This is a genomic window from Streptomyces sp. NPDC097107 (assembly GCF_044762405.1).
Taxonomy (GTDB): Bacteria; Actinomycetota; Actinomycetes; order Streptomycetales; family Streptomycetaceae; genus Streptomyces; species Streptomyces thinghirensis.
The window spans coordinates 550,636-565,723 of the sequence record NZ_JBIWEF010000005.1 but is presented as its reverse complement, the minus strand read 5'-3'; the positions used below and the strand labels follow the sequence as shown (position 1 = coordinate 565,723).

Here is a 15,088-nt window from a genome sequence, read left to right as displayed (position 1 = left end):
GTCGGCGCAGGTCAGGACCGTACGAGTAGCTGGAACTCGAAGGAGTAGCGGGACGGCCGGTAGGTGTGCGTGCCGAGCTCGACCGCGCGTCCCGTGTCGTCGAACGTCGTGCGCTCCATGGTGAGCAGGGGGGCGCCCTCGTCCTCGCCGAGCCGCTCGGCCTCGTCGGCGGTGGCGGCGCGGGCGCCGATGGACTGGCGGGCGCTGTGCAGCGTTGTCCCGGCGGCGCGCATCAGCCGGTACAGGCCGGTGGCCTCCAGTTGCGCGGTGTCCAGGTCGACGAGACCGGGCGGCAGGTGGTTGCACAGATACGCCATCGGCTCTCCGTGCGTCAGCCGCAGCCGCTCCACCCGGTGCACGTCGCTCTCCTCGGCGACGCCGAGCGCGGCGGCGACCTCGGCGGTCGCGGGAACGACGGTGTTGACCAGGACCTTCGTGGCCGGGCGCTGGCCCGCCGCCTCCAGGTCGTCGTAGAGACTGCTGAGCTCGAGCGGGCGCTTGACCTTGCTGTGCACGACCTGGGTGCCGACGCCCCGACGGCGCACCAGCAGGCCCTTGTCGACGAGCGACTGGATGGCCTGGCGGACGGTGGGCCGGGACAGGCCGAGCCGCGCGGCCAGCTCGATCTCGTTGCCCAGCAGGCTGCCGGGGGTCAGCGCGCCGTGCTCGATCGCCGCCTCCAGCTGCTGCGACAGCTGGAAGTACAGCGGCACGGGGCTGCTGCGATCCACGCTGAGGTCCAGCGACACGGTGGGGTCCACTTCTGGTTTCGGCACGGGCCGAGCGTAGCTCCGTGCGCTGTTGACGGGAAGTTGTGTAGTTCGATTGTCCGGACATACGCATTGACAGCGCACGGGCTGTGAGCCCACTTTGATTCCATGCGCATCGGGGTCATCGGAACGGGCCGCATCGGTACCGTTCACGCCAACACGCTCAGCCGTCACCGCGACGTCGGATCCCTGATCCTCACGGACGCCGACATCGCGCGTGCCCAGGACCTGGCCCACCGGCTGGGCGAGACGGCGGCACCGGGAGTGGACGAGATCTTCCAGTGGGGCGTGGACGCCGTGGTGATCACCACGGCGACGCCGGCCCACGCCGAACTGATCGGTCGGGCAGCACGCTCGGGTTTACCGGTGTTCTGCGAGAAGCCCATCGCCCTGGACCTGCCCGGCACGCTGCAGGCCATCGCCGAGGTGGAAGCCGCCGGGACGATCCTGCAGATGGGGTTCCAGCGCCGCTTCGACACCGGCTACACGGGGGCCCGTGAGGCGGTACGGTCCGGGCGGCTCGGCCGACTGCACACCGTCCGGGCGGTGACCAGCGACCAGGCGCCGCCGCCGGCCGCGTACCTGCCGCAGTCCGGCGGGCTCTACCGGGACACGCTCATCCACGACTTCGACATCCTGCGCTGGGTGACCGGCCGGGAGATCACCGACGTGTACGCCGCCGGGTCCGACGCCGGGCCGCCGATGTTCCGCGCCGCGGACGACGTGGACACGGGCGCGGCGCTCCTCACGCTGGACGACGGCACGCTGGCCACGGTGACGGCGACGCGGCTGAACGGCGCGGGGTACGACGTGCGCATGGAGCTGGCCGGGGAGCTGGACCAGATCGTCGTGGGCCTGGACGACCGTACGCCGATCGCCTCGACGGAGCCCACCGGGCCGCCGGCCGCGGACAAGCCGTGGACCGGCTTCGTGGAGCGGTTCGGTCCGGCCTACGAGGCTGAGCTGAGCACGTTCGTGGAGGTCGTGCGCGGCGAGCGGGCCAATCCGTGCGACGGGCGCGAGGCACTTCAGGCGCTGCGGATCGCCGAGGCCTGTGAGGTCTCCCGGCGCGAACGCAGGCCGGTGCGGCTGACGGAGATCCCGGGGGCCGAGGCGTCCGTGGCGGGGTGAGCCGGTTCCTGAGCGGCCTCCTGCGGAAGCCGTCGGCGGGCTCCGAGTCCCCAGGCCGATCACGCGGCGCCGCAGTCGCCCGTGCCTGCGACTAGGTCCTGTCGTCAGACTCCCGTCGTCCGCCCGGAGGGCGGGCCTCGCGGCGTCAGGTGCGTGCTCTCGGCGTGCGGGGCCCTGATCCCCGTACTGGATGTACTTGGGTCAGGGCCCCGTGCGGCGAGAGTGCGTGCATGGCGTCGCGAGGCAGACGGGAGTCTGACGACAGGGCTAGGACCGGTCCTCCCCTTCTTCGTCCAGCAGCCCCGCGTCGTAGACCAGCAGGGCCACCTGGACCCGGTTGTTGAGGTCGAGCTTGGCCAGGATGCGTGAGACGTGGGTCTTGACGGTGGCGACGCTCATGAAGAGTTCAGCCGCGATGGCGGCGTTGGCCAGGCCCCTGCCGACCGCGACGGCGACCTCGCGTTCACGGTCGTTGAGGGCGGCGACGCGCGACGCCAGGTACGGCAGGCCGGGTTCCGGACGCATCCAGTAGAACAGGGGCGTCAGGGCGAAGCTCGCGCCGCCGGTCCAGGCCACGTACCGGAAGGGCCGGTGTACGGCGAGTGTGAACAGAGAGGCGAGGACGGCACCTCCCGCGGTGGCCGAGACGAGGGAGACGGGCACCATCGCCACGGCCAGCCCGACCGGCCACCGGCGGCGGAGCCAGACGGCGGCGCAGGCCAGGGCACCGACGAGCTGGTCGGCGACCTCCATGGCCAGTGAGAGGTCCGGCTCGTCCTGGAGCGTGTCGGCGGCCAGCAGACCGATGACGACCGCGAGCAGGAAGCACGTGAAATCGACGATCCAGTCGCGCGCGGAGCGCCGGGGCCGCCCGCCGGGCCGCCGGTATTCCGGGTACAGGTCCTCGACCAGCGTCGCCGGCAGCACCCAGCGCCGCCTCCCGAACGCGGGGGGTGTCGTGACCTGCTTCTCACTGTTCACAGTCGACGAATCTACGCAGCGACGGCGGCCGTGACGGCCGGTAGGACGGGATCACCGACCGAAGTCGCAGGAACCGCCGACTTTCGGCGCACCGGGTCGCGCAGGACGGCGCCTTTCGTCGGGAAAGGCTCGCCCCGCGGCCGATGTGTGTGGGGGGACCGCGGGGCGAGAGTCGAGGCATGAACGAATTGCTGGAGTTCCTGGGCCTGATCGCCGTACTTCAAGGTGTGGTGGGCCTGGTGAACGAGTTCACCGAGTGGGATTGGGGCCTGGTGCAGCGGACCGGTCTCCTCGATGGCTACGAGGTCTACGCGAGTGTGGCGCTGCTCGCTCTCGGCGGCGCGCTGTTCGCCGCCGCCGAGAGCCGGAAGTCAGGGTGAGCCCGGGCCCCGGCCCCGGGACCTGCCCCGGGCCCGGTGGCGCCGCCCTCAGCAGCCGTGGTCGACGAGGTCGAACGAGGCGTAGTGGTCGGCCGTGTAGTAGTCCTCCTGGGAGGCGTCACCGGTGACGATCCGGCGGGCACCGCGCGTGTCGACGCCAGGGGTGATCACCGTGTACTCGTGGTAGTAGCCGGTGGACTGACTGGGCAGGAGGCCCTCCCTGTTCTGGAAGACGGTGCCGTCCTGTTCGAAGGGGTAGGGGCCGCCCTGCTCGATCAGGTCGAGCGTGTCGTGCGCCTGTGGGGGCAGGTCGCCGTAGCAGATGTCACCGACCGCCGCGGGGGCGGCGCCGGCCGTGGTCGCGGAGACGGTGCCACCCACGAGAAGGGCGGACAGGACTGCGGCTGCTGCGCCGAGCCGAGCGGCGCGTGGGGGGAATCGCATGACCTCATGATGACGCGCGTAGACAGTGGCATGTCAATGACAAGGCTGTGGAGTTTACCGGGAAGCCAGATGTGTTTTCGGCGCGTTCACAGCTCGTACGAACGGAGTCGACGAGGTCGAGCGCCAGCAGCGAACCCGCCAGCGCTCCGCTGCCGTGCACCTGGAGCTCCCCGTCGGTGCGCTCCTTCAGCGCCGTGACCTCCTTGGCCAGGTCGCCGCCGAGCACGGTCGTGCCCGCCCAGCCGGGGTCGGTGAGGGTGGTGGAGGCGACGAACTTCGGCAGACCGTTCAGCTTGGACGCGACGGGGTCGGCCGGGTCGGTCATCTTCGGCCAGTACGAGGCGAAGATGTCGTACGTGCGGCGGCCGAGGAGGAACGCGCCGACGCGGCCGAAGACCTCGTCGACGAACCGGCCGAAGTCCTCGTCGCCGTACGGAACGCTCCAGCCGCCCTGCTCGAAGCCGTCGCGGGTGTCCTCCCGGGGCCCGCCGGGGGCCTGGTGGACGCCGTCGAGTGAGATGAACGTGGTGAGTACGAGCTTGCCCATGACGGGTACCTGCTTTCGGTGCCGCGGTCTTCGCTGTCACCGGTTCGGACTCCGCCGGCGCCGGCGACTCATCGGTCAGGTCGACGTCCGTTCGCCGCCAGCGCGCTGGGGCCCGGCCCGCTGGGATGGACCCATGAACACGAACACGGAAACACCGGCTCACCCTTCGGCACCTCTGACCGGCCGGACCGCCCTGGTGACGGGCGGCAGTCGCGGTATCGGCGCGGCGACCGCGCTGCGGCTGGCGAGGGACGGCGCCGATGTGGCCCTCACCTATGTGAACGGCAAGGACGCGGCCGCGGACGTCGTCCGGGCCGTCGAGGCACTGGGGCGACGGGCGGTGGCCCTGCGGGCGGACTCCGCCGACGCCGACGAGGCCGCCGGAGTGGTGGAGCGGGCGGCACAGGCGCTCGGCGGACGCCTCGACGTGCTGGTCAACAACGTGGGCATGGGCCTGCTCGGCCCGCTGGAGGGGCTGTCGCTAGCCGACGTCGACCGGCTGCTGGCCGTGAACGTGCGCGGGGTCTTCCTGACCTCGCAGGCGGCCGCGTCCCACATGTCCGAGGGCGGCCGGATCATCACGATCGGCACGTGCATGACCCAGCGGGTGCCCGGACCGGGCGGGACGCTCTACGCGACGAGTAAGTCGGCGCTGATCGGGCTGACCAAGGCCCTGGCCAGGGAGCTGGGCCCGCGGGGGATCACGGCGAACATCGTCCACCCCGGGCCGATCGACACCGACATGAACCCGGCGGACGGTCCCTACGCCGACGGGCAGGCGGCCATGACGGCGCTGGGCCGCTTCGGCACGGCGGACGAGGTCGCGTCGACGGTGGCGTACCTGGCGGCTGCCTCGTACGTGACGGGCGCGGAGTTCTCGGTGGACGGCGGGCACGCGGCGTAAGCGGCGGATCCGCTGCGGGGACGGCACCGGCGGGGGTGGCGCGCTCGTCCGCGGACGCGCGCGGGGCGCACCGGTGCTGTCCGGCCGGTGCGCCCCGCGGGTCTCGGCGGGCCGGCCGCCCCGTTCCGGTGGGGCGGCCGCCCCGGTCGTGGGTCGGCCGCCCCGGTCGGCAGGCGGCCGGTCCGTCTACTGGCTCAGCCGCCGAGTTCCTGGTGGCGGGCGGTCCGTCTACTGGCTCAGCCGCCGAGTTCCTGGTGGCGGGCGGCCAGGTGAGTGGCGCCGTCCTCCGTCAGCGAGCCGAACAGGCGCAGGCGGGAGATGCCGCCGTCGGGGAAGATGTCCACGCGCGCGTGAGTGCCGACGGCCGCCTCGGGCAGGACGAAGCGGTGGTTGGTGTCGGGCTGCATGCGGGTGCGCGGCAGTACCTCGCGCCACTCGCCGGACTCGCCGTCCTTCACGGACACCGACGCCCAGCCGGCCGAGTTGCCCTTCAGGTACGCCGTGTCGATCTCGACCGCGCGGATCTGGGCGCGGTCCACCAGCCGGTAGCTGATCCAGTCGTTGCCCCGGTCGCGCCGGCGGCGGGTCTCCCAGCCGTCGTCCATCTTGCGGGAGCGGCCCGGCTGGATGGTGTTGGTGGCCGGCGAGTAGAAGAGGTTGGAGGCGTCCTCGACCTGGCCGCCGTTCTCCAGGGCGACCACGTCGAAGGTGCCGAGGGCGGTGAGCCACGCCGGGTCCGGGACGACCTCGCCGTACACGCGCAGGCGGGCGATGCCGCCGTCGGGGTGCTGCTTGACGCGCAGGTGCGTGAAGCGCTGCTCGGCCGAGACGGCGAAGCCGTTGGCGGCGTGGCCGCCGACCGCGGTGCGCGGGACGAGGGTCGTCCACTTCACGTCGTCCGCGAGCAGCTCCTCGGGCGACGGGGAGCCGGCGACCGAGGCGCCCTCGACGGAGACCGCCTGCGGGTAGTTGCCGCGGAAGTGGGCGGTGTCGACGACGATGCCGCGGACGACGCCGGGGGCGCCGAGGCGGATCAGCGCCCAGTCGTGGTCGTCCTCGGTCGGCCAGGGCTGCTCGGCGGAGACGCCGCGGCGGCGGCGGGTCTCCCAGCCGTCCATGACCTTGCCCTTGTGCCCGAAGTGCTCGGGGTCGAACTCGGCGGGCTCGGGCACCAGCAGGTTCTCACGCTGGGCGAAGAACTCGTCGTTGGCGGCGACGACACCCGCGCCGAGCTGCCGGTCGGCAAGGTTGGCGTACTGGGTGAAGGGGAGGTCGGCGGTGCGGTAGTCCGCGTACGGGTCGCCGCCTCCGTAGGGGTTCGCGTCTCCGGTGAAGCTGGCCAACGAGGGGTTCTGCTGGGCCGTCACGGTGATCAGGTGTTCCTTTCGGGGTCGTTCGAGGTGAGCTGGGTTCAGGGGTCCGGACGGGTCAGGTCCGGGTGAGGAGCTGTCCCTTCGGCTCGGTGAACGCGCCGTCCGCCACGACGCGCTGTCCGCGCAGCCAGGTGGACTTCACGACGCCGTACAGGGTCTTGCCCGCGTACGCGGTGACGCGGTTGCGGTGCTGGAGGGCGGCCGGGTCGACGGTGAACGCCTCGTCCGGGGCGAGGACCGCGAAGTCGGCGTCGTGGCCGGCCGCGATGGCGCCCTTGCGTCCGTCGAGTCCCACCTGGCGTGCCGTGTTCGCGGACATCCAGCGCACGATGTCCTCCAGGCCGTGGCCGCGCTCACGGGCCTTGGTCCACATGGCCGGCAGGCTGAGCTGGAGGCCGGCGATGCCGCCCCAGGCGGTGGCGAAGTCGTCGGTCTTCAGGTCGGCGGTGGACGGCGAGTGGTCGGTGACCACGCAGTCGATCGTGCCGTCCGCCAGGGCCTGCCACAGCAGGTCCTGGTTGGCGGCCTCGCGGATCGGCGGGCAGCACTTGAACTCGCTGGCGCCGTCCGGCACTTCCTCGGCGGTGAGGGTGAGGTAGTGGGGGCACGTCTCGACGGTGACCCGTACGCCGTCGGCGCGGGCCTCGGCGATCAGCGGCAGAGCGTCGCTGGAGGACAGGTGGAGCACGTGCACGCGCGCGTTGAGCCGCTTGGCCTGCGCGAGGAGCGCGGCGATCGCGGTGTCCTCGGCGTCGCGCGGGCGGCTGGCGAGGAAGTGCGAGTACTTCGGGCCGCCCTGCTGCGGGGCCGCGGCCAGGTGGTGCGGGTCCTCGGCGTGCACGATCAGCAGGCCGTCGAAGGCGGCGATCTCCGCGAGGGACCGGGCGAGCTGCTCGTGGTCGAGGTGCGGGAACTCGTCCACGCCCGACGGCGACAGGAAGGCCTTGAAGCCGAAGACCCCGGCCTCGTGCAGCGGGCGCAGGTCCTTGACGTTGTCGGGCAGGGCGCCGCCCCAGAAGCCGACGTCGATGTGGGCCTTGTCGGCGGCGACCTCGCGCTTGGTGCGCAGGTTCTCCACCGTGGTGGTCGGCGGGATGGAGTTGAGCGGCATGTCGACGAGGGTGGTGATGCCGCCGGCCGCCGCGGCGCGGGTGGCGGTCCAGAAGCCCTCCCACTCGGTGCGGCCGGGGTCGTTCACGTGCACGTGGGTGTCGACCAGGCCGGGCAGCACGACGTGGTCGCCGACGTCCTCCAGCCGGGCGTCCGCCGGGACGGGGGCGTCGTACGGCAGGACGGCCGTGATCTTCTCCCCGGTCACCGCGATCGACGCGGCGCGTATCCCCTCGGGAGTGATGACGCGCGTCGAGCGCAGCACCAGTTCAGCTTCGGACACCCGAACCTCTCTCTCACCGATTTCAACGTTCTGTTGAAGGAGTCTTCATTCCCGGTTCCGCGCCGTCAAGAGGCACCCTTTGTGCGGGCATGCCCAGCGACCCCACCCTGGACGTTTCCACAAAGCGGAATTAGAATTCCAGCAAGCAGAACGTAGCTACGTACAAGCCGGTAGTCAACCGGCCGCCGGGTACGCTTCTTTCCTCCCGCCAGCCCCGAAAGGAACGTGCCGTGCCGACGTCCAGCGCCAGCACCACCGACTCCGCCAGGTCCGCCACAGGCGGCGTCCAGTCCCTGGAGCGCGCCTTCGACCTGCTCGAACGGATGGCGGACGCGGGCGGCGAGGTCGGCCTGAGCGAGCTCTCCGCGAGCAGCGGGCTGCCGCTGCCGACCATCCACCGCCTGATGCGCACGCTCGTGGCCTGCGGATACGTACGCCAGCAGCCCAACCGCCGCTACGCGCTCGGCCCCCGCCTGATCCGGCTCGGCGAGTCCGCCGCCCGGCTGCTCGGCACCTGGGCCCGCCCGCACCTGGCCCGTCTGGTCGAGGAGACCGGCGAGACGGCGAACATGGCACTGCTCGACGGGGACGAGATCGTGTACGTCGCCCAGGTGCCGTCCAAGCACTCGATGCGCATGTTCACCGAGGTCGGCCGCCGCGTCCTGCCGCACTCCACGGGCGTCGGCAAGGCGCTGCTCGCGGACTTCCCGGCGGACGAGGTGCGGGCCCTGCTGGGCCGCACCGGCATGCCGGCCGCGACCGACAAGACGATCACCACTCCGGACGGCTTCATCGCGGCGCTGGCGGACGTGCGCCGCCAGGGGTACGCGATCGACGACAACGAGCAGGAGATCGGCGTCCGCTGCCTGGCCGTCTCCGTGCCGAACTCCCCCACCGCTGCGGCGATCTCGATCTCCGGCCCGGCCGGCCGGGTCACGGAGGCCGCGACCGACCGGATGGTGCCACTGCTCCAGCAGGTGGCGGCGGAGCTGTCGGAGGCCCTGCTCACCTCGAACGGCAACCCGGCGGCGTGACCCGCCGCCGCGTCGCGGGACCCCGCGGGGGCGGGACCCAGCGGCGCGGAACTCAGCGGCGCGGGACCCAGCAGCACGGGACTCAGCGGCGCGGGGGTTCGCCGAACAGTTCCACGGCGTGACGGACCTCCGTCAGTCCCCGGGACAGGGCGCTGACGGAGCCGATCGCGCCGGCTATCAGCAGCAGGGCGCGGCGCAGCCGCGGCACCTCGGGGACACCGTGGTTCGTCATCGCGGCAAGGTCGGCCAGTTCGTCCTCGGCGATGGCCCGGTCCGGGAAATCGGCAGGCAACAGGGCGAGCTGGCAGCGCAACCGGGACACCGCGGTCCGCAGTGCCGCCACCCTCACGTCCTCGTCACCCACGGTCACTTGCCTCTGCCCCAAGCTCCGCAACACAACCCTTCCCCTCGCACCCCGTCGTGCGCCCCTACGTGGTGATCGCGCCGAGCGCCCCTGACGCTGGTCCGGCGCCGGGGACGCGGGCCAGTAAACGCCACCCCGCACCGGACGCGCCACCGCGCGGACCGAATTTCAGTCTTCCGAAACCCAGCGCACGCCGGAGCGTTTGGCGGGCGGTCAGGTATGCAGGACGCATGACGGAGAACGAAGACCAGGTAGCGGGGCTGCTGCTCGCCGCCGGGGGCGGGCGGCGACTCGGCGGACGCCCCAAGGCACTGCTCGAACACCGTGGACAACCACTCGTCGAACACGCGATCGCCGCGTTGCGCGCGGCCGGTTGCGCCCGCGTGCACGTCGTCCTGGGGGCGCGGGCCGAGACCGTACGCGCGCGCGCGGTACTCGACGGGTGCGTCGTCGTGGAGAACCCCGACTGGGAGCAGGGCATGGGGTCGTCACTGCGCGCCGGGCTCGGCTCGCTGGCCGGGCCGGCCGGGGCGGGGCTGCGGGCCGCGCTGGTCTCACTGGTGGACCAGCCCGGCATCGGAGCGGAGGCGATGGCGCGGGTGCGCGCCGCCTGCCGGGACGAGACATCACTCGCATCGGCGGCGTACGCGGGCGAACGCGGACATCCCGTCCTCCTCGGCGCCGCCCACTGGGCGGGCGTCTCGGCGACTGCCACCGGGGACCGGGGGGCACGCGCCTATCTGAGGGAACACGAGGCGGACATCACACTGGTGGAGTGCGCGGACGTGGCGCGGCCGTACGACATCGATACCGAGGCCGACCTGCGCCACCTTGAGTAAGGAGTGTGGCACTGGGCGCCACCTTCCCTCGACTCAGAGAATCTCGACATCAACAAACCATTGAAGTTCCACAATGAGGAAACTACTATCCACTGACCAGAAGCACTCAACCGCACAGCGAGTGCGCTATGCCCCATACGTGCCCGTTGGCACCCGGTGCCACCGCTGAAGGAAGTGACAGCTCATGTCCGCACCAGCGCCGTCCACGCTGGCCATCGTCGACGCCGAGCCCCTGCCCCGGCAGGAGGAGGTCCTCACCGATGCGGCGCTCGCCTTCGTGGCCGAGCTGCACCGGCGGTTCACGCCCCGGCGTGACGAACTCCTCGCCCGCCGTGCGGAGCGCCGCGCCGAGATCGCCCGCACCTCCACCCTCGACTTCCTCCCGGAGACCGCCGCCGTCCGCGCGGACGACTCCTGGAAAGTGGCCCCCGCTCCGGCCGCGCTGCAGGACCGCCGGGTCGAGATCACCGGCCCGACCGACCGCAAGATGACCATCAACGCCCTCAACTCGGGCGCGAAGGTCTGGCTCGCGGACTTCGAGGACGCCTCCGCGCCGACCTGGGAGAACGTCGTCCTCGGTCAGCTCAACCTGGCCTCCGCCTACACGCGGAGCATCGACTTCACCGACGAGCGCACCGGCAAGTCGTACGCCCTGCGCCCGGACGAGGAACTGGCGACGGTCGTGATGCGCCCGCGCGGCTGGCACCTCGACGAGCGCCACCTCCGGGTCGACGGCCGGCCGGTCCCCGGTGCCCTGGTCGACTTCGGCCTGTACTTCTTCCACAACGCCCAGCGTCTGCTGGACCTCGGCAAGGGCCCGTACTTCTACCTCCCGAAGACGGAGTCGCACCTGGAGGCCCGCCTCTGGAACGAGGTCTTCGTCTTCGCGCAGGACTACGCCGGCATCCCGCAGGGGACCGTCCGCGCCACCGTCCTGATCGAGACGATCACGGCCGCGTACGAGATGGAGGAGATCCTCTACGAACTGCGCGACCACGCCTCCGGGCTGAACGCCGGCCGCTGGGACTACCTGTTCTCCATCGTCAAGAACTTCCGTGACGGCGGTGCCAAGTTCGTCCTCCCGGACCGCAACGCGGTGACGATGACCGCCCCGTTCATGCGCGCGTACACCGAACTCCTCGTCCGCACCTGCCACAAGCGGGGCGCGCACGCGATCGGCGGCATGGCGGCGTTCATCCCGTCCCGCCGGGACGCCGAGGTCAACAAGGTGGCCTTCGAGAAGGTCCGCGCCGACAAGGACCGCGAGGCCGGTGACGGCTTCGACGGCTCCTGGGTCGCCCACCCCGACCTGGTCCCGATCGCGATGGAGTCCTTCGACAAGGTGCTCGGCGACCGGCCCAACCAGAAGGACCGGCTGCGCGAGGACGTCGACGTCGAGGCGGCCGACCTGATCGCCGTCGACTCCCTGGACGCCAAGCCGACGTACGCGGGCCTGGTCAACGCCGTGCAGGTCGGCATCCGCTACATCGAGGCGTGGCTGCGCGGCCTCGGCGCCGTCGCCATCTTCAACCTGATGGAGGACGCGGCCACCGCCGAGATCTCCCGCTCGCAGATCTGGCAGTGGATCAACGCGGAGGTCGTCCTCGACAACGGCGAGCAGGTCACCACCGAGCTGGCCCGCAAGGTCGCCGCCGAGGAGCTGGCGAACATCCGCGCCGAGATCGGCGACGAGGCCTTCGCGGCCGGCAACTGGCAGCAGGCCCACGACCTGCTGCTGACCGTCTCCCTCGACGAGGACTACGCCGACTTCCTGACGCTGCCGGCGTACGAGCAGCTGAAGGGCTGACGCCCGGCCCCAGGAGAGCCCGTCCGCAGGAGAGCCCGTCCGCGCCCCCGGTACCGCACAGCACCGGGGGCGCGGACGCGTCTCAGCCCAGGTGCGCGGACCAGTCCTGCTCGGCGGGCGGCTTGCCGTGCAGATCGGGTACTCGCTTGAGCCAGTCGGGACGGCCCCGCCGGGTGCGCGCAGCACGGGCGGCGTTCTCGGCGGCGAGCTCCTCGCGGGTCGGGAAGTCGGTGGGCAGCCAGTCGCGGGAGGCCCGGACGCGCGCGTGCAGATAGCCGACGTAGGCACCCCGGACCTCGTCCGGCGTGTCGAAGCCGGCCTCGCAGGTCAGCCAGACCTCCGGCACCCGTGCCACCACCTCGCGCAGCAGCTCCCTGGTCACCTTCGGCGCCAGCTCGGCGTCGGCGGCGCGGACGTCCGGCGCGTAGTTGCCGAGGGCGTGGTGGCGGAAGTCGTACGCCTTGTCCGGTGCGGAGGCGTCCCAGCGGTGGTGGAAGACGAGGGCCGCCCCGTGGTCGATGAGCCACAGGCGCGGGGGCGCGGTGCCGAAGGTCGGCCAGACCATCAGGTTGGAGCTGTGCACCGTGCGGTCGACGTTCACCGTGAGGGCGTCCAGCCAGACGACGCGCCCGGCCTCCTCCGCGTCCACCGGGAACACCTCCGCGACCTCGGGCGTGAAGTCGGCGCCGCCCGACAGGTAGTCCATGCCGAGGTTGAGTCCCGCGCTGGCGTTCAGCAGGTCCCGCACCTCCTCGTGCGGTTCGTCGGCGGCGATCGACGGGTCGAAGTGGGCGAGAACCAACTCCGGCACCCGAAGCCCCAGCTCACGCGCCAGCTCGCCGACGACCACCTCGGCGACCAGCGCTTTGCGGCCCTGCGCGGAGCCGGTGAACTTCACGACGTAGGTGCCGAGGTCGTCGGCCTCGACGACTCCGGGGACGGAACCGCCGGATCGCAGGGGTTCGACGTAGCGGGTGACGGTGACCTCTCTCAGCATTTTCTCAGGCCATCCACTTCACACACCTTGCAATCCACGGTCAAAATCGATGCGCCCGGCAGCGGCCGATCCCCCATTATCAGCCCGGGAGAGAATCTGGGGAGTTCGGACCGGCATGCAAATCTCCCTGCCTCTCCAGCAGTCCGTCAATGGCCGTCCGCCCCTTGCTCCCGGCCTCCGGCATGGAGTGGGCATAGTAACCCAGGGTGATCGTCGGCGAGGAGTGCCCGAGCCACCGCCACTCAACGACCGCCCCGCAAGTGCCTGGGTTTCCGCACCCCGGCCGAGAGTGTTGCCTTGACCCGTTGGATCCAAGGCGTCCTTCTTCGCGGCCGAGCTCGACCGGCCACACACACGCTCGTAGCGTTCACCGACGAGCACCGGGACCGCTTCGGCGGGGTCGAGCCGATCTGCGAAACGCTCACCGAGCCTGACTGCAAGATCGCCCCTTCCACGTACTACGCCTGCAAGAAGCGCCTCGAAACTCCCTCGGCCCGTTCCGTGCGCGACGAGGGTCTCAAGGAGTGGATCCAGGACGTCTACACGTCCAACTACCGCGTCTACGGCGCGAGGAGGATCTGGCGCTGAACCGGCAGGGACATGCCGTGGCCCGCTGCACCGTCGAGCGCCTGATGCGCGAGCTCGGCATCCAGGGTGCGGTGCGCGGCAAGCGCGTCATCACCACGCTCCCCGGCGGACAGACCGAGCGTGCTCCCGATCCGGTCGACCGCGACTTCGTCGCCGCCGCCCCGAACCGGTGCTGGGTCGCGGACTTCACCCACGTGAAGACCTGGGCCGGTGTCGTCTACGTCGCGTTCGCCGTGGACACCTTCTCCCGCCGGATCGTCGGCTGGTCCGCCGCGACCGTGAAGGAGACGGTCCTCGTGCTGGACGCCCTGGAGACGGCGATCCGGCAACGCGACCGCGACGAATAGCCCGACCGGCCGGGTGAGTTGGTCCATCATTCCGACGCCGGGTCGCAATACACGAGTTTCCGGCTCGCCGAGCATCTGGACGCCGCCGGCATCGCCGCCTCGATCGGACCGGTCGGCGATGCCTACGACTGTCAATGCCCTGATGGAGAGCACGATCGGCCTGTTCAAGACCGAGCTGATCAAGCACCGACGGCCATGGAAGACGCTGCCCGACGTCGAGCTCGCCACCGCCGAGTGGGTCGACTGGTACAACCACCGACGACTCCACGGTGAGATAGGCCGTGTCCCACCCGTCGAATACGAAGCCAACTACTACACCGAACGCACGAAACCCCAGGTCATCACCACGATCTGAGATCTCTACCGAACCCGGGGCGGTCCAATCCGCAGCTTGTACTCCCATGTGAAGGTGCGGCGCTTCGGCCTCGGCACCGGGTCGGACCCGGCCGGTTCGGTGCTGGTCATAACGAGTGATTCTCCTGCCGTGCCCTCTCAGGCTAACCCGTCACAGCGGGACGTCTCGCCCAAGGCTGACAGACAGGGGGCCAAGCCCATCGGCGTCTCAATACCGGCTCGTAAAAGGCAAGTTGTGAGTTTGATGGACGTGTGTTGACAGCTTTGGTCGGCGTGGTGGACGAGCTTGCCGGGCTCGACCTCGCGGGAGGCGAGCGCGTACTCCAGGCTGGACCGGACCAGGTCGGCGTCCGCGCGGGCGGAGGTTTCCCAGGCCACGACCCGGCGGGAGAACGCGTCGCGGATCGCGGACAGCCACAGGGGTCCCTCGGCGGTCGGGATCATCGTCAGGTCGGTGGCCCCCAGCCGGTTCGGCCCCTGGGCGGTGAAGTCCCGGTTGACAAGGTCCGGGGCGAGTGCGGCCTTGGGATCGCGGCGCGTGAAGCCGCCGCGGCGCGGGCTGAGACCCGCCAGATCGGCCTCGCGCATCAACCGCTCGACACGCTTGCGGCCCACGTGGACACCCTCGCGTAACAGCATGGCGTGCACCCGTGGTGACCCGTAGATGCCACCGGACCCGGCATGGATCTCCTTGATCTGCTCGGTGAGCCCGTCGTCGCGGCGCCGCTGCTCGCAGGGCTCCTTCTCGGCCCGGCGCCGGCGGTAGTAGGTGGAGGAGGCGATGGAGAGCTCACGCAACTCCAGCGGGGTATTTCCTGGGGGCAGCCATGGTCGA

At 71.1% G+C, this 15,088-nt stretch carries 18 protein-coding genes; 9 read left to right on the top strand and 9 right to left on the bottom strand.

Features of this window, described 5'->3' with window-relative positions; all coding sequences use genetic code 11:
* Nucleotides 1–11: 11 nt before the first annotated feature.
* Entirely contained in the window at nucleotides 12–749 is a 738-nt protein-coding gene (locus tag ACIQ1J_RS15290; RefSeq protein ID WP_403557203.1) for a myo-inositol degradation transcriptional regulator, read from the bottom strand.
* Between the two features lie 129 nt (nucleotides 750–878).
* On the opposite strand from ACIQ1J_RS15290, the gene ACIQ1J_RS15285 reads away from it, so the two are divergent.
* Nucleotides 879–1,901, top strand: a complete 1,023-nt coding sequence (locus ACIQ1J_RS15285) for a Gfo/Idh/MocA family oxidoreductase (protein WP_403557169.1) — start codon at nucleotides 879–881, stop codon at nucleotides 1,899–1,901.
* Nucleotides 1,902–2,168: 267 nt separating this feature from the next.
* On the opposite strand, the gene ACIQ1J_RS15280 is transcribed toward ACIQ1J_RS15285, so the two are convergent.
* Nucleotides 2,169–2,882 (bottom strand): response regulator transcription factor, encoded by a 714-nt coding sequence (locus tag ACIQ1J_RS15280; RefSeq protein WP_403557168.1) that lies wholly within the window; start codon nucleotides 2,880–2,882, stop codon nucleotides 2,169–2,171.
* Nucleotides 2,883–3,061: 179 nt separating this feature from the next.
* On the opposite strand from ACIQ1J_RS15280, the gene ACIQ1J_RS15275 reads away from it, so the two are divergent.
* Nucleotides 3,062–3,262: a hypothetical protein gene (locus tag ACIQ1J_RS15275; RefSeq protein ID WP_403557167.1), complete on the top strand. Its 201-nt coding sequence runs from the start codon at nucleotides 3,062–3,064 to the stop codon at nucleotides 3,260–3,262.
* A 48-nt stretch (nucleotides 3,263–3,310) separates the two neighbouring features.
* Here the strand turns inward: ACIQ1J_RS15275 and ACIQ1J_RS15270 are convergent, their stop codons facing one another.
* Together ACIQ1J_RS15270 and ACIQ1J_RS15265 are read right to left on the bottom strand one after the other, a co-directional pair.
* Nucleotides 3,311–3,706, bottom strand: coding sequence for a ribonuclease domain-containing protein (locus ACIQ1J_RS15270; protein ID WP_403557166.1), 396 nt, complete (start codon nucleotides 3,704–3,706; stop codon nucleotides 3,311–3,313).
* A gap of 4 nt (nucleotides 3,707–3,710) precedes the next feature.
* Nucleotides 3,711–4,253 (bottom strand): dihydrofolate reductase family protein, encoded by a 543-nt coding sequence (locus ACIQ1J_RS15265; protein ID WP_403557165.1) that lies wholly within the window; start codon nucleotides 4,251–4,253, stop codon nucleotides 3,711–3,713.
* Nucleotides 4,254–4,386: 133 nt separating this feature from the next.
* Here ACIQ1J_RS15265 and ACIQ1J_RS15260 point away from each other — a divergent pair, with 133 nt between their 5' ends.
* Nucleotides 4,387–5,157: an SDR family oxidoreductase gene (locus tag ACIQ1J_RS15260; protein WP_403557164.1), complete on the top strand. Its 771-nt coding sequence runs from the start codon at nucleotides 4,387–4,389 to the stop codon at nucleotides 5,155–5,157.
* Between the two features lie 236 nt (nucleotides 5,158–5,393).
* Here ACIQ1J_RS15260 and alc read toward each other — a convergent pair whose 3' ends face one another.
* Together alc and allB are read right to left on the bottom strand one after the other, a co-directional pair.
* Complete coding sequence (gene alc, locus ACIQ1J_RS15255) at nucleotides 5,394–6,524, bottom strand: allantoicase (RefSeq protein ID WP_403557163.1); 1,131 nt, start codon at nucleotides 6,522–6,524, stop codon at nucleotides 5,394–5,396.
* A gap of 61 nt (nucleotides 6,525–6,585) precedes the next feature.
* A complete protein-coding gene (allB, locus tag ACIQ1J_RS15250) occupies nucleotides 6,586–7,923 on the bottom strand; it encodes an allantoinase AllB (protein ID WP_403557162.1) in 1,338 nt (445 codons plus the stop codon).
* 230 nt (nucleotides 7,924–8,153) lie between these two features.
* On the opposite strand from allB, the gene allR reads away from it, so the two are divergent.
* Nucleotides 8,154–8,957: an allantoin degradation transcriptional regulator AllR gene (gene allR, locus ACIQ1J_RS15245; protein WP_121749919.1), complete on the top strand. Its 804-nt coding sequence runs from the start codon at nucleotides 8,154–8,156 to the stop codon at nucleotides 8,955–8,957.
* 82 nt (nucleotides 8,958–9,039) lie between these two features.
* Here allR and ACIQ1J_RS15240 read toward each other — a convergent pair whose 3' ends face one another.
* The gene (locus ACIQ1J_RS15240; RefSeq protein WP_210961650.1) at nucleotides 9,040–9,354 is read right to left on the bottom strand and encodes a DUF5955 family protein; all 315 of its coding nucleotides are present in this window, start codon (nucleotides 9,352–9,354) and stop codon (nucleotides 9,040–9,042) included.
* A gap of 197 nt (nucleotides 9,355–9,551) precedes the next feature.
* Between ACIQ1J_RS15240 and ACIQ1J_RS15235 the strand changes: the two genes are divergently transcribed.
* A complete protein-coding gene (locus ACIQ1J_RS15235) occupies nucleotides 9,552–10,160 on the top strand; it encodes an NTP transferase domain-containing protein (RefSeq protein WP_403557161.1) in 609 nt (202 codons plus the stop codon).
* Between the two features lie 184 nt (nucleotides 10,161–10,344).
* Nucleotides 10,345–11,967, top strand: coding sequence for a malate synthase A (gene aceB, locus ACIQ1J_RS15230; protein ID WP_403557160.1), 1,623 nt, complete (start codon nucleotides 10,345–10,347; stop codon nucleotides 11,965–11,967).
* 82 nt (nucleotides 11,968–12,049) lie between these two features.
* Here aceB and ACIQ1J_RS15225 read toward each other — a convergent pair whose 3' ends face one another.
* On the bottom strand, nucleotides 12,050–12,964 hold the full coding sequence (locus ACIQ1J_RS15225) for a HipA family kinase (protein WP_403557159.1): 915 nt from the start codon (nucleotides 12,962–12,964) through the stop codon (nucleotides 12,050–12,052).
* A gap of 297 nt (nucleotides 12,965–13,261) precedes the next feature.
* Between ACIQ1J_RS15225 and ACIQ1J_RS15220 the strand changes: the two genes are divergently transcribed.
* From ACIQ1J_RS15220 to ACIQ1J_RS15210, 3 genes are all read left to right on the top strand, one after another.
* A complete protein-coding gene (locus ACIQ1J_RS15220; RefSeq protein WP_403557158.1) occupies nucleotides 13,262–13,552 on the top strand; it encodes a hypothetical protein in 291 nt (96 codons plus the stop codon).
* A 17-nt stretch (nucleotides 13,553–13,569) separates the two neighbouring features.
* Complete coding sequence (locus tag ACIQ1J_RS15215) at nucleotides 13,570–13,899, top strand: DDE-type integrase/transposase/recombinase (protein WP_403557157.1); 330 nt, start codon at nucleotides 13,570–13,572, stop codon at nucleotides 13,897–13,899.
* Between the two features lie 118 nt (nucleotides 13,900–14,017).
* Complete coding sequence (locus tag ACIQ1J_RS15210) at nucleotides 14,018–14,254, top strand: integrase core domain-containing protein (RefSeq protein ID WP_403557156.1); 237 nt, start codon at nucleotides 14,018–14,020, stop codon at nucleotides 14,252–14,254.
* 137 nt (nucleotides 14,255–14,391) lie between these two features.
* Here ACIQ1J_RS15210 and ACIQ1J_RS15205 read toward each other — a convergent pair whose 3' ends face one another.
* Nucleotides 14,392–15,051: an IS3 family transposase gene (locus ACIQ1J_RS15205; protein WP_403557155.1), complete on the bottom strand. Its 660-nt coding sequence runs from the start codon at nucleotides 15,049–15,051 to the stop codon at nucleotides 14,392–14,394.
* Nucleotides 15,052–15,088 lie beyond the last annotated feature (37 nt).

What these genes read in the sequence shown, in the direction of transcription:
- ACIQ1J_RS15210 (WP_403557156.1), top strand. Translation starts at nt 14,018, where the DNA reads ATGCCTACGACTGTCAATGCCCTGATGGAGAGCACGATCGGCCTGTTC.
- ACIQ1J_RS15225 (WP_403557159.1), bottom strand. Translation starts at nt 12,964, where the DNA reads ATGCTGAGAGAGGTCACCGTCACCCGCTACGTCGAACCCCTGCGATCC.
- ACIQ1J_RS15285 (WP_403557169.1), top strand. Translation starts at nt 879, where the DNA reads ATGCGCATCGGGGTCATCGGAACGGGCCGCATCGGTACCGTTCACGCC.
- ACIQ1J_RS15275 (WP_403557167.1), top strand. Translation starts at nt 3,062, where the DNA reads ATGAACGAATTGCTGGAGTTCCTGGGCCTGATCGCCGTACTTCAAGGT.
- ACIQ1J_RS15270 (WP_403557166.1), bottom strand. Translation starts at nt 3,706, where the DNA reads ATGCGATTCCCCCCACGCGCCGCTCGGCTCGGCGCAGCAGCCGCAGTC.
- aceB (WP_403557160.1), top strand. Translation starts at nt 10,345, where the DNA reads ATGTCCGCACCAGCGCCGTCCACGCTGGCCATCGTCGACGCCGAGCCC.
- ACIQ1J_RS15235 (WP_403557161.1), top strand. Translation starts at nt 9,552, where the DNA reads ATGACGGAGAACGAAGACCAGGTAGCGGGGCTGCTGCTCGCCGCCGGG.
- ACIQ1J_RS15260 (WP_403557164.1), top strand. Translation starts at nt 4,387, where the DNA reads ATGAACACGAACACGGAAACACCGGCTCACCCTTCGGCACCTCTGACC.
- ACIQ1J_RS15265 (WP_403557165.1), bottom strand. Translation starts at nt 4,253, where the DNA reads ATGGGCAAGCTCGTACTCACCACGTTCATCTCACTCGACGGCGTCCAC.